Source organism: Caballeronia zhejiangensis (genome assembly GCF_000698575.1).
Lineage (GTDB): Bacteria > Pseudomonadota > Gammaproteobacteria > Burkholderiales > Burkholderiaceae > Caballeronia > Caballeronia zhejiangensis.
Window position 1 is genome coordinate 380,185 of the sequence record NZ_JFHD01000002.1, and the last position, 12,459, is coordinate 392,643.

Consider the following 12,459-nt stretch of genomic DNA (forward strand, 5'->3'; position numbering starts at 1 on the left):
TCGAAATAATTGACTGGAAGTCAGCCCGGCATTCTACCACCCGCACCTGCCCGAAAATGCCCGAATGCGCTTTGCCATCAAGCCGTTACGGACGATTCGCGGGCCTTATCGCAAGCAGTAGAAAGCAGATTGTAAAGCTTGGCGCAACGAAGCCGCGCGTTTTCAATCCACGCCGCGCGCGCGATTCTCCGCGAACGTCTTGCGAAACGCCTCGAACGTATGATTTTCGATCGATTCGCGCACTTCGCCAATGAGTTGCAGGTAATAGTGCAGGTTGTGAATCGTGTTCAATTGCGCGCCGAGAATCTCGCCGACGCGATGCAGATGATGCAGATAGCCGCGCGTGAAGTTCCGGCACGTGTAGCAGCCGCAGGATTCGTCGAGCGGCTTCATCGAGTTCTTGTGCGTCGCGTTCTTGATCTTCAGATCGCCGAAACGCGTGAAGAGCCAGCCGTTGCGCGCGTTGCGCGTGGGCATCACGCAGTCGAACATGTCGACGCCCGCCGCGACGCCCGCGACGAGATCCTCCGGCGTGCCGACGCCCATCAGGTAATGCGGCTTGTCGGCGGGCAGCTTCGGGCCGATGTGATTCAGCACGCGCATCATGTCTTCCTTCGGCTCGCCGACCGACAGCCCGCCGATCGCGAGGCCGTGGAAACCGATGTCCGAGAGGCCTGCGAGCGATTCGTCGCGCAGGTCTTCGAACATGCCGCCCTGCACGATGCCGAAGAGCGCGTTCGGATTGCCTAGCCGGTTGAACTCGTCGATGGAGCGCTTCGCCCAGCGCATCGACATGCGCATGGAATCGGCGGCGTCCTTGTGCGAGGTGGGAATGCCGTTGGTCGAGTAGGGCGTGCATTCGTCGAACTGCATGACGATGTCGGAGTTCAGCACCTTCTGAATCTGCATCGATACTTCCGGCGACAGGAAGAGTTTGTCGCCATTGATCGGCGACGCGAACGTGACACCATCTTCGGTGATCTTGCGCAGATCGCCGAGCGAAAATACCTGGAAGCCGCCGGAGTCAGTCAAGATCGGCCGGTTCCATCCCATGAACTTGTGCAGGCCGCCGTGCGCGCCGATCACTTCGAGACCGGGACGCAGCCACAAATGGAATGTGTTGCCGAGGATGATCTGCGCGCGGATCTCTTCGAGTTCGCGCGGCTGGATTGCCTTGACGGTGCCGTAAGTGCCGACCGGCATGAAGATCGGCGTTTCGACGACGCCGTGATTGAGCGTCAGACGGCCACGGCGCGCCTGGCCATCGGTCGTCAGCAGTTCGAACTTGAGCCCGTTGTCGGGCGGAGTGTGGGTTGCGGTCATTTGAGTTCCTGCCACTGGAAAACAGTCCAGCGCATCGGTTGAGAAAACTAGTCGCGGCGAGTCAGAAGCATTGCGTCGCCGTAGCTGAAGAAACGGTACTTTTGCTCGATTGCGTGACGATATGCATCGCGAATCGTATCCATGCCGGCGAACGCGGAGACGAGCATCAGCAGCGTCGACTTCGGCAGATGGAAATTCGTCACGAGCCGGTCGACGACGCGAAACGCGTAGCCCGGCGTGATGAAGATATCGGTTTCGGCCTGCGTCGCCGAGAGCGGGCGGTTCGCTTGCGCGGCGTCGCGCGCGGCGGCTTCGAGCGCGCGCATCGACGTCGTGCCGACCGCGATCACCTTGTTGCCGCGCGCCTTCACCGCCGCGATGCGATCGACGAGCGATTGCGGCAGGTCGTACCACTCGCTATGCATCTTGTGCTCCGCGATGTTCTCGACGCGCACCGGCTGGAACGTGCCCGCGCCGACGTGCAGCGTCAGCGTCGCGCGCTCGACGCCGCGTTTTTCGAGTTCGGCGAACAGCGCGTCGTCGAAGTGCAGGCCGGCGGTCGGCGCGGCGACCGCGCCCGGATTTGCCGCATAAACGGTCTGATAGCGCGTTTCGTCGTAGGCGTCGGCGTCGTGCTCGATGTACGGCGGCAGCGGCAAGCGCCCGTATTGCTCGATGAGCGTCAGGCATTCGGCAGGGAAGTGCAGCGTGTAGAACGGCTCGACGCGTTCGCCGACGGTCACGTCGAACGCATCCGCGAGGCGGATCGTCGTGCCTTCGGCCGGGCTCTTGCTCGCGCGGATCTGCGCGAGCGCCGTGGTCGCGCCGGTCAGCCGCTCGACCAGCACCTCGACGCGCCCGCCGCTGGCCTTCTGGCCGGGAAAGCGCGCCTTCAGGACTTTGGTATCGTTGAACACCAGCAGATCGCCGGGTGCGAGCAGGTTCGGCAGCTCGGAGAATCGGCGGTCGACGAGCGCGCCATCGGACACCTCGAGCAGACGGCTCGCGCTGCGCTCGGCGAGCGCGTTCTGCGCGATCAGCTCGGGCGGCAGATTAAAATCGAAATCGGAAAGCGTGAACATGGCTTGAACGTAGCGCGAACGGGCGCGAACGAAGTGCAATCGCGCCGAACAAACCTCATATTGTACTTGCGAAGAGAGTCAATGCCCTTGTCCGACCGCCGCGCCGCCGCCACGACCGATCCGCTGACCCTGGAGGAAAGGGACGCGCCGCGTGCCGCCGCGCCGGCGAAAAAGAAGGCGAAAGCGGACGAAAAGCCGAAAACCGTCGTCAAGACGGCGGACAAGCTCGCCAAGCTCGGCCTGAAATCCGACATCGATCTCGTCCTTCATCTGCCGATGCGCTATGAGGACGAAACGCAGATCACGCCCATCGGCGAGCTGATTCCGGGCGACATCGCGCAGACCGAAGGCGTCGTTTTCGACAACGAGATCGCGTATCGGCCGCGCCGTCAGTTGCTCGTGAAAATCCACGACGATTCCGGCGACGAACTCACGCTGCGCTTTCTCAACTTCTACGGCTCGCAGGTCAAGCAAATGGCGATCGGCGTGCGTCTGCGCGTACGCGGCGATGTGCGCGGCGGCTTTTTCGGGCTGGAGATGGTGCATCCGGCGGTACGCCCCGTCGATGACGACACGCCGCTGCCGCAAGCGCTGACGCCGGTTTATCCGTCGACGGCGGGAATTTCGCAGGCGTATTTGCGCAAGGCGATCGACAACGCGATCACGCGGGTCGATCTGCCCGAACTGCTGCCGGCGCCGATCGCGAAGGCGCATTTGCAGCCGCTCAACGTGCCCGGTCTGCTCGACGCCGTGAAGACGCTCCATCATCCGCGCGCCGATTCCGACGAAACCGCGCTGATCGACGGCACGCATCCGGCGTGGACGCGCATCAAGTTCGAGGAACTGCTGGCGCAGCAGTTGTCGCTCAAGCGCGCGCATGAAGAGCGCCGCACGCGCGCCGCGCCCGCGATGCCGCGCCGTGCGCCGGACGACGACGCGTCGCTCGTCGTGCGTCTGTTGCGCGCGCTGCCGTTCGCGCTGACTGGCGCGCAGCAGCGCGTGGTCGCGGAAATCGCGGGCGAACTGACGCTCGCGCATCCGATGCAGCGTCTGCTTCAGGGCGATGTCGGCAGCGGCAAGACGATCGTCGCGGCACTCGCGGCGGCGCAGGCCATCGACGCGGGTTATCAGGCCGCGCTCATGGCGCCGACCGAAATTCTCGCGGAGCAGCACGCGCGCAAGCTGCGCGGCTGGCTAGAGCCGCTCGGGGTCACGGTCGCGTGGCTCGCGGGCAGTCTCAAGGCGAAGGACAAGCGTTCCGCGCTCGAAGCAGCGGCGCTCGGCACGGCGAAACTCGTCATCGGCACGCACGCGATCATTCAGGACGCGGTCGAATTCGCGCGCCTCGGGCTCGTGATCGTCGACGAGCAGCATCGCTTCGGCGTCGCGCAGCGGCTCGCGTTGCGCGCGAAGGCGCTGAACGCGGCTGACGGAAAAGCCGATTTCCAGCCGCATCAACTGATGATGTCCGCGACGCCGATCCCGCGCACGCTCGCCATGACGTACTACGCCGATCTCGATGTCTCGACCATCGACGAACTGCCGCCCGGCCGCACGCCGATTCTCACCAAAGTAGTGTCCGACGGACGGCGCGACGAGATCATCGGCCGCGTGCGCGAGGCGGCGCTGACCGGAAGGCAAGTGTATTGGGTCTGTCCGCTGATCGAAGAAAGCGAGACACTTCAGCTTCAGACGGCCGTCGAGACTTACGAGACGCTCGTCGCCGCGCTGCCGGAACTGCGCGTCGGGCTGGTCCATGGCCGGCTCGCACCCGCCGAAAAAGCCGCCGTGATGGACGCGTTCTCGCGCAACGAAGTGCAATTGCTCGTCGCGACGACGGTGATCGAAGTCGGCGTGGACGTGCCGAACGCATCGCTGATGGTGATCGAGCATGCCGAGCGCTTCGGCCTCGCGCAGTTGCATCAGTTGCGCGGACGCGTGGGGCGGGGCAGCGCGGCGTCCATCTGCGTGCTGATGTACTCGAATCCGTTGTCGCAGACGGCGCGTGCGCGGCTGCAAACGATGCGCGAAACGACCGATGGCTTCGAGATCGCCCGGCGCGACCTGGAAATTCGCGGTCCCGGCGAGTTTCTCGGCGCGCGGCAATCGGGCGAAGCGATGCTGCGATTCGCGAGTCTTGAAAACGACGGCTGGCTGATCGAACCGGCGCGCGCCGCCGCCGATCAGATGCTTGCGCAGTTTCCCGACGCCGTCACGCGCCATCTGGCGCGCTGGCTCGGCGCGCGGGAGCACTATTTGAAGGCTTGACTGAACTCGCGCGGGCCATGTCGGTCCCTATTTAACCTGCGCGGACCGGCGAATCGGCAAAAGTTGTCGAACGGCAGCCGGCGGGTGTATAACTCAAACCTATCGAATCAATGTATTTCATTGGCCTCCAATGACCCTCACCGAATTGAAGTACATCGTCGCGGTCGCGCGTGAACGGCATTTCGGCCGCGCGGCCGAGGCGTGCTTCGTCAGCCAGCCGACCTTGTCGGTGGCAATCAAGAAGCTCGAAGACGAACTGAACGTGCAGATCTTCGAGCGCGGCACGAGCGAAGTCAGCGTAACGCCGATCGGCGAGCAGATCGTGACGCAGGCGCAGCGCGTGCTCGAACAGACGCTCGCCATCAAGGAAATCGCCAAGCAGGGCAAGGATCCGCTCGTCGGACCGCTGCGTCTGGGCGTGATCTATACGATCGGACCGTACCTTCTGCCGACGCTCGTCAAGCAGATGATCAAGTCGGTTCCGCAGATGCCGCTCATGCTCCAGGAGAACTACACGCTCAAACTGATCGAGCTCCTGAAGCAAGGCGAAATCGATGTCGCGATCATGGCGCTGCCGTTCCCTGAAACCGGCCTGATGGTGCGCGCGCTCTACGACGAGCCGTTCGTCGTCGCGATGCCGTCGGGGCACGCGTGGGAGAACCGTGCGAAGATCGATCCGGACGATCTCAAGCAGGAAACCATGCTGCTGCTCGGCAGCGGCCATTGCTTCCGCGATCACGTCCTCGGCGTGTGCCCGGAACTGATGCGCTTCTCGCAGAACGCGGACGGCATCCAGAAGACGTTCGAAGGCTCGTCGCTGGAAACGATCCGCCATATGGTCGCGAGCGGCGTCGGCATTACCGTGTTGCCGCGCATGTCGGTGAGCGAGGTGAAGCCGCACGCGGCGGGCATCGATTCTGGTCTGCTCAGCTACGTACCGTTCGACGAACCCGTGCCGGACCGGCGCGTCGTGCTCGCGTGGCGCAAGAGCTTCACGCGCATGCCCGCGATCGACGCCATCTGCGACGCAATCGCCAATTGCGATCTGCCGGGCGTGAAAAAGCTCGATATGCCGGTCGCCGTGAACTGACTCGGCTGTCCCCACGAAACGCCGCGCTCTGGCAACGGAGCGCGGCGTTTTCTTTTTTGCGGTAGCGCGCGCAAGCGAAACCGGCACTTCGCTTGATCTATCGCATATATAAATTTAATCGAATTATAAAAACCGATAGCTTGCGTTACGATCCTTCTCAGATGACGACACAGAGAGGATTTCATGACCGCCGCGACCTTCTTCGACCGCTGGAGTGACCTTCGCCAGATGGCGGTCTCGATCCTCGCCGATTTCGCGAGCGCCGCATGACGCGCGGCCGATCCGCATTCATCTCACGCCAAACCTCAAAAACAGGAGCATCACGATGACGACTCAACGACTCACGACCGCAGCAGGCGCACCCGTCGGCGACAACCAGAACTCGCAGACCGCAGGTCCGCGCGGCCCGGTCACGCTGCAAGACTTCTGGCTCGTCGAAAAGCTCGCGCACTTCGACCGCGAAGTGATTCCCGAGCGCCGCGTGCACGCGAAGGGCTCGGGCGCTTTCGGCATGTTCCGCGTCACCCACGATATCTCGCGCTACACGAAGGCGAAGCTGTTCGCCGACATCGGCAAGGAAACGCCGATCTTCATGCGCTTTTCCACAGTCGCGGGCGAGCGCGGCGCCGCGGACGCCGAACGCGACGTGCGCGGCTTCTCGATCAAGTTCTACACGGAAGAGGGCAACTGGGACGTCGTCGGCAACAACACGCCGGTGTTTTTCATCCGCGATCCGCTGAAGTTTCCCGACTTCATCCACACGCAAAAGCGCGATCCGTACACGAATATGCGCAGCAATGTCGCGGCGTGGGACTTCTGGTCGCGTCATCCGGAATCGCTGCATCAGGTGACGATTCTCATGAGCGACCGCGGCATCCCGAAGAACTACCGTCAAATGCACGGCTTCGGATCGCACACGTTCTCGTTCATCAATGCCGACGGTGAGCGCTTCTATGTGAAGTTCCATTTCAAGTCGCAGCAGCCGCTCGAGAACTATACCGACGCCGAAGCCGCCGCCGTGATCGCCGCCGATCGCGAGAGCGCGCAGCGCGATCTCGTCGACAACATCGACAAAGGCAATTTCCCGCGCTGGAATTTCCGCATTCAGGTGATGACGGAAGACGAGGCTGCGAAGTCGAAGGTGAATCCGTTCGACATCACGAAAGTGTGGTCGCACAAGGACTATCCGCTGATCGACGTCGGCGTGATCGAGCTGAATCGCAATGCGCAGAACTACTTCGCGGACGTCGAGCAGGCCGCCTTCACGCCGGCGAACGTGGTGCCGGGCATTGGCTTTTCGCCGGACCGGCTGTTGCAGGGGCGTCTTTTCTCCTATGGCGACACGCAGCGCTATCGGCTCGGCGTCAACCATCATCAGATTCCGGTGAATGCGCCGCGTACGCCGGTCGCGAACACGTTTCATCGCGATGGCGCGATGCGGACCGACGGCAACCTCGGCGGCCGCGTGAACTACGAGCCGAACCGTTACGGCGAATTCGCGCAGGACGTGAACGCAAACGAGCCGCCGCAAGCGGGCGGGATGGTGCATCGCTACGACCATCGCGAGGACGACGATTACTACAGCCAGCCGGCAGCGCTTTTCAGACTCTTCGACGAAGCCCAGCGCGAACGCTTCTTCGGCAACATCGCGCGGCACATTCATGGCGTGCCGAACGAGATCGTCGCGCGGCAGATCGGGCATTTCCGCCGTATCGATCCGGCGTATGCGCAAGGCGTGATCGATGCGCTCGCGAAGCTCGGGCAGACGATCGAAGAGCAGGACACCGCAGCCGTCTGACGGCGGCGCTTTCGGAAACACGGGAGAACACATCATGTCTCAGGCGTTGCATCACATCGCACAGGCCGTCGAGCAGATCGACGCAACGAGCGTTCGGGCATCGCGCGGCGTGCGCGTCGCGATCGCGTTCGGGATCGTCGCGGCGGGATACGGGCTGATCGTCGCGGGCGGTGTCGCGGGCGCGTGATAGCGTCGCCGTGCAATGAATCGTTCCCCGTTTATACGATAAACTGTCGAACGCTCGAAACGCCGCGCGGCAAGCTCTTGCGCGCGGCGTTCGCACCTTTCGAATCAACTCTCTCTCGGAGTCATCATGGCGAAGAAAGGCATTGCACCCGCCGTCAATATCGGCATCAGCGACAAAGACCGCAAGAAGATCGCCGACGGGCTGTCCCGCCTGCTGGCCGACACGTACACGCTGTATCTGAAGACCCACAACTTTCACTGGAACGTCACGGGTCCGATGTTCAACACGCTGCATCTGATGTTCGAGACCCAGTACAACGAACTGGCGCTCGCCGTCGATTCGATCGCCGAACGCATTCGCGCACTGGGCGTGCACGCGCCGGGCAGCTACAAGGACTTCGCGAAGCTGTCGTCGATTCCGGAAGCGGACGGCGTGCCGGCCGCCGAAGACATGATCCGCCAACTCGTGGAAGGCCAGGAAGCCGTCGTCCGCACCGCGCGCGAGATCTTCCCGGCGACGGAAGCCGCGAACGACGAGCCGACCGCCGACCTGCTCACGCAACGCATGCAGACGCACGAGAAGACCGCGTGGATGCTGCGCGCGATGCTGGCCTGAAGCGCTCGGCCTCGACATGACGAAACCCCGCTTTCACGCGGGGTTTTTGCTTTTCGGGCTGATCTAAAATAGCTCGTTGTGAATTTCGCTCCCAGGGTCCGCCATGTTCGCCCGTTTTCCGCTCTACATGCGCCTCGTGCGCCTCGACAAGCCTATCGGCAGCCTGCTGCTCTTGTGGCCGACGCTCAATGCGTTGTGGATCGCGTCGAGCGGCCATCCGTCGCCGATGCTGCTCGTCATTTTCATCGTCGGCACGATATTGATGCGCTCGGCGGGCTGCGCGATCAACGACTACGCGGATCGCGATTTCGACCGCTACGTGAAGCGCACGGCGGAGCGGCCGATCACATCGGGCAAGATCAAGGCGTGGGAAGCCGTGGCGCTCGCGGCGGCGCTCTCGCTCGTCGCGTTCCTGCTGATCCTGCCGCTCAACACGCTCACGAAGGAACTGTCGGTGTTCGCGCTGTTCGTGGCGGGTTCGTATCCGTTCACCAAGCGTTTCTTCGCGATCCCGCAGGCGTATCTGGGCATCGCGTTCGGCTTCGGCATTCCGATGGCCTTCGCCGCCGTGCAGAACCAGGTGCCGATGCTCGCGTGGATCATGCTCGCGGCGAACGTGTTTTGGTCGGTCGCGTACGACACCGAATACGCGATGGTCGATCGCGACGACGACATCAAGATCGGCATTCGCACGTCCGCGCTCACCTTCGGGCGATACGACGTGCTTGCCGTCATGCTCTGCTACGCGATAACGCTCGCGATTTACGTGGGCATCGGCGTCGCGCTGGGCTTCCGCTGGCCCTACTGGCTCGGCTGGCTCGCAGCGGCGGGCTGCGCGGTTTATCACTACGGGCTGATCCGCAATCGTGAGCGCATGGCGTGCTTCGCCGCGTTCAGGCATAACAACTGGCTCGGCGGGATGTTGTTTGCGGGGATTGCATTGCAGTATGCACTGTCGAACTGATCCCGTTCGCGTGGATCGGGTGCCGCAACGTGTGCAACGCACGTTGCGACATCGCGCCGCCCGCTGTTTTATTCCGGCCTGCGAAATGGTCTGAGAACGACAAATTTGTTCACATTGAAGTCTCGCGGTCTTATCTTTTGATAAGTTCGCCAAGTTAGGCAACTAGCTAATCCTTTGGGCGCGTCTGAAAGACGCGCTATACACCGCCCGGCAATTCGATTGCGAACGCGCCGGCCTTCCTTCGACAAGCCAACCGAACGCCGCGGGGTATTTCCGCGCGGCTGCATTCGTTCGTTTGCTTTACTTCCAATGTGTCAGTCATGGGTTTTCTCGCTCGCTTCGATCTAGCCGGACTCGCATCCCGAAACGGAGTCACGCATCTCATCGAGACCGGCTATGGACGAGGCGACTCGTGCCGTGCCGCCTTGGGCGCGGGTTTCGCGAAAGCGCTGTCCTGCGAAATCTTCGAACCGCTCTTCGCCGAAGCGGAACAAAGCGAGCGGCTCAATGTGGTGAACGCGGACAGTCTCACCTTCCTGCGCTCCGATTCGGTGACCGGCGTGCTCGCCGAACAGCGCTGCCTCGTGTTTCTCGACGCACACTATCCGGGCGCGGACCATGGCGGCAAGAGTTACATGAGTCAGGAACACTCTCCGACCGAGCGCCTGCCGTTGCTCGCGGAACTTGAACTCATGCGCGGGCGGGCCAGTGACGCGCTTATCGTGCTGGACGATGTACGCATCTACCGGCGCGAGTTTCAGACAAGCTGCGGGACGCTTCCGGATTGGGCCGAAAACGGCTTCGATCAGGAAGCGGCGTTTCTCGAATTGCTTGCGTCGTTCGACTCCTCGCACACGCTGCACTGGCATTCCGAGGATACGGGCTACGCGGTCCTGTGGCCGCGCGCTTGGGGCGAATACGCGCTGAAAAAATGGGTGCTGCCCGGCGACCAGACGCAGCCGTTCGCGCTCACCCTAGGCGTTCCCGGCACGACCTGCATCTCGCTCAACCGCCGCTTGCTCGACGCTCGTTTCAGCAATCGCTGGCTCGTGGGCAATGGGCTCGATATCGGCGGCGGCAATGACAGCATCGCGCTGTATCGATCGTTGTTTCCGCGTATCGACAGGGTGACGGTCTACGAGTGGGAGCAGGGCGACGCGCAATATCTCGAGAACGTTCAGGACGACAGCTTCGATTTCGTCTATTCCGGGCACTGCCTCGAACACATGATCGACCCGCGTGTCGCGATGCGCCACTGGTTGCGCGTGCTCAAGCCGGGCGGCCATCTCGTCATCACCGTGCCGGACGAGGATCTCTACGAGCAGGGCATGTGGCCGTCCACGTTCAACGGCGACCACAAGCACACGTTCACCCTATACAAGCGGGAAAGCTGGTCGCCCGTTTCGATCAACGTTGTGGATTTGCTGCGCAGTTTCGAGCGCGAAGTCAGCATCAAGAAGGTCGAGCTTCTGGATCACAGTTTCCTGCACGGCATGGAGCGCTACGATCAGACGCGCACCGCATTCTCGGAATGCGGCATAGAATTCGTCGTGCAGAAACTTTGAGAGCGCGGCGCCCTCAAGCCCCGCCCAACTCATCCCCCATCTCTCTCGCCCGCGCTTCTGCCGCGAGCGCGCCGCGCACGATCGCATCCTTCACGCCTTGCGCCTCGAACGATGCGAGCGCCGCCGCCGTCGTGCCGCCCTTCGACGTCACGCGCTCGCGCAGCGCGCTCGCCGGCTCGCCCGATTGCGCGGCCAGTTGCGCCGCGCCGGTGAAGGTCGCGACCGCGAGCGCGCGCCCTTGCTCCTCATCCATACCGAGCTGGCGCGCGGCTTCCTGCATCGCTTCGATGAAATAGAACACGTAGGCCGGGCCGCTGCCGGAGATCGCGGTGACGGCGTCGAGCTTCGCTTCGTCGTCGAACCAGACGGCCGTGCCGACGGCTTCCAGCACTTGCGACGCGAGCGCCTTCGCCGCATCGGCGACGCCAGGCAGCGCGGCGAGCCCCGTCACGCCCATGCCAATCAGCGCGGGCGTGTTCGGCATCGTGCGCACGATCTGCGCGTAGCCGTTCAGCCAGCGCGAAAGATCCGTCGCGCGAATGCCGGCCGCGATGCTGATGATCGTCTGCTTCGACAGATGCGGCGCGAGCGCTTCGGCCACGCTCTTGAGCACTTGCGGCTTCACCGCGAGCACGATCGCGTCGTAGCCGGCGAGCGCTTCGTCGACAGCCGCGCCCGTCGCGATGCCGAATTGCTTCGCCGTGCGCGCGCGCGCTTCGTCGTTGATGTCGATGGCATAGATGTCAGCGGGCGCAGTGCCGCGCTTGATGAGACCGCCGATGAGCGCCGCGGCCATGTTGCCGCCGCCGATGAATGCAATTTTCATGGTTGATGGTGAAGTCAGTTGGTGTAATTGCGCGCGCCGAAAATCGCGGTGCCGATGCGGACCATCGTCGCGCCTTCGAGCACGGCCGCTTCGAGATCGGCGGACATGCCCATCGAGAGCGTGTCGAGATCGAGGCCGTCGGCGCGCAGCGCGTTCATCAGTTCGCGCAGGCGCGCGTGCGGTTCGCGTTGCGCGTCGAGTGTTTCGGCGGGTTCGGGAATCGCCATCAGGCCGCGCAGACGCAAGCCCGGCAGGGCGGCGACCGCATGCGCGAGCGCGGCGGCCTCATCCGGTTCGACGCCGCTCTTCGATGCCTCGCCGCTCACGTTCACCTGCACGCATACGTTGAGCGCGGGCGCGCTTGGCGGACGTTGTGCGGAAAGACGTTCGGCGATCTTCAGGCGATCGATGGAATGCACCCAGTCGAACTGCTCGGCGACGACCTTCGTCTTGTTCGATTGCAGCGGCCCGATGAAATGCCATTCGATCTCGCCGCGCAGATCCGCGAGCTCGGCGATCTTCGCGATGCCTTCCTGCACGTAGTTCTCGCCGAACGCGCGCTGGCCGGCTTCGAAGGCGGCGCGCACGTCGTCGGCGGGAAAGGTCTTGGACACGGCGAGCAGCTTGACGGAATCCGCATCGCGCGACGCTTCGTGCGCCGCCTTCGCGATGCGTTGCCGGACTTCTTCGAGATGTTGGGCGATGGACATGCTTGAGGCTCGGGACGGTCGAGCCGCTCAT

General features: G+C 63.2%; 11 protein-coding genes. 7 read left to right on the forward strand and 4 right to left on the reverse strand.

Going from position 1 to position 12,459, the window contains the following annotated elements; genetic code table 11:
• Window positions 1–162: 162 nt before the first annotated feature.
• Window positions 163–1,323, reverse strand: coding sequence for a tRNA guanosine(34) transglycosylase Tgt (gene tgt, locus BG60_RS05280; RefSeq protein WP_034470631.1), 1,161 nt, complete (start codon window positions 1,321–1,323; stop codon window positions 163–165).
• A 47-nt stretch (window positions 1,324–1,370) separates the two neighbouring features.
• Window positions 1,371–2,405, reverse strand: a complete 1,035-nt coding sequence (gene queA / locus BG60_RS05285; protein ID WP_034470633.1) for a tRNA preQ1(34) S-adenosylmethionine ribosyltransferase-isomerase QueA — start codon at window positions 2,403–2,405, stop codon at window positions 1,371–1,373.
• 81 nt (window positions 2,406–2,486) lie between these two features.
• On the opposite strand from queA, the gene recG reads away from it, so the two are divergent.
• From recG to BG60_RS39225, 7 genes are all read left to right on the forward strand, one after another.
• Complete coding sequence (gene recG, locus BG60_RS05290; RefSeq protein WP_034470637.1) at window positions 2,487–4,673, forward strand: ATP-dependent DNA helicase RecG; 2,187 nt, start codon at window positions 2,487–2,489, stop codon at window positions 4,671–4,673.
• 130 nt (window positions 4,674–4,803) lie between these two features.
• Window positions 4,804–5,763, forward strand: coding sequence for a hydrogen peroxide-inducible genes activator (locus BG60_RS05295; protein ID WP_008351503.1), 960 nt, complete (start codon window positions 4,804–4,806; stop codon window positions 5,761–5,763).
• Window positions 5,764–6,088: 325 nt separating this feature from the next.
• Window positions 6,089–7,561, forward strand: a complete 1,473-nt coding sequence (locus BG60_RS05300) for a catalase (protein WP_034470640.1) — start codon at window positions 6,089–6,091, stop codon at window positions 7,559–7,561.
• 34 nt (window positions 7,562–7,595) lie between these two features.
• Entirely contained in the window at window positions 7,596–7,748 is a 153-nt protein-coding gene (locus BG60_RS38670) for a hypothetical protein (RefSeq protein ID WP_160172877.1), read from the forward strand.
• A gap of 126 nt (window positions 7,749–7,874) precedes the next feature.
• Window positions 7,875–8,363, forward strand: coding sequence for a Dps family protein (locus BG60_RS05305; RefSeq protein ID WP_008351500.1), 489 nt, complete (start codon window positions 7,875–7,877; stop codon window positions 8,361–8,363).
• Between the two features lie 103 nt (window positions 8,364–8,466).
• A complete protein-coding gene (ubiA, locus tag BG60_RS05310) occupies window positions 8,467–9,327 on the forward strand; it encodes a 4-hydroxybenzoate octaprenyltransferase (RefSeq protein WP_008351498.1) in 861 nt (286 codons plus the stop codon).
• A gap of 320 nt (window positions 9,328–9,647) precedes the next feature.
• The gene (locus tag BG60_RS39225) at window positions 9,648–10,892 is read left to right on the forward strand and encodes a methyltransferase domain-containing protein (RefSeq protein WP_174447709.1); all 1,245 of its coding nucleotides are present in this window, start codon (window positions 9,648–9,650) and stop codon (window positions 10,890–10,892) included.
• A gap of 13 nt (window positions 10,893–10,905) precedes the next feature.
• On the opposite strand, the gene proC is transcribed toward BG60_RS39225, so the two are convergent.
• Together proC and BG60_RS05325 are read right to left on the reverse strand one after the other, a co-directional pair.
• Window positions 10,906–11,718, reverse strand: coding sequence for a pyrroline-5-carboxylate reductase (gene proC, locus BG60_RS05320; RefSeq protein ID WP_008351495.1), 813 nt, complete (start codon window positions 11,716–11,718; stop codon window positions 10,906–10,908).
• A gap of 14 nt (window positions 11,719–11,732) precedes the next feature.
• A complete protein-coding gene (locus BG60_RS05325) occupies window positions 11,733–12,428 on the reverse strand; it encodes a YggS family pyridoxal phosphate-dependent enzyme (RefSeq protein ID WP_034470643.1) in 696 nt (231 codons plus the stop codon).
• Window positions 12,429–12,459 lie beyond the last annotated feature (31 nt).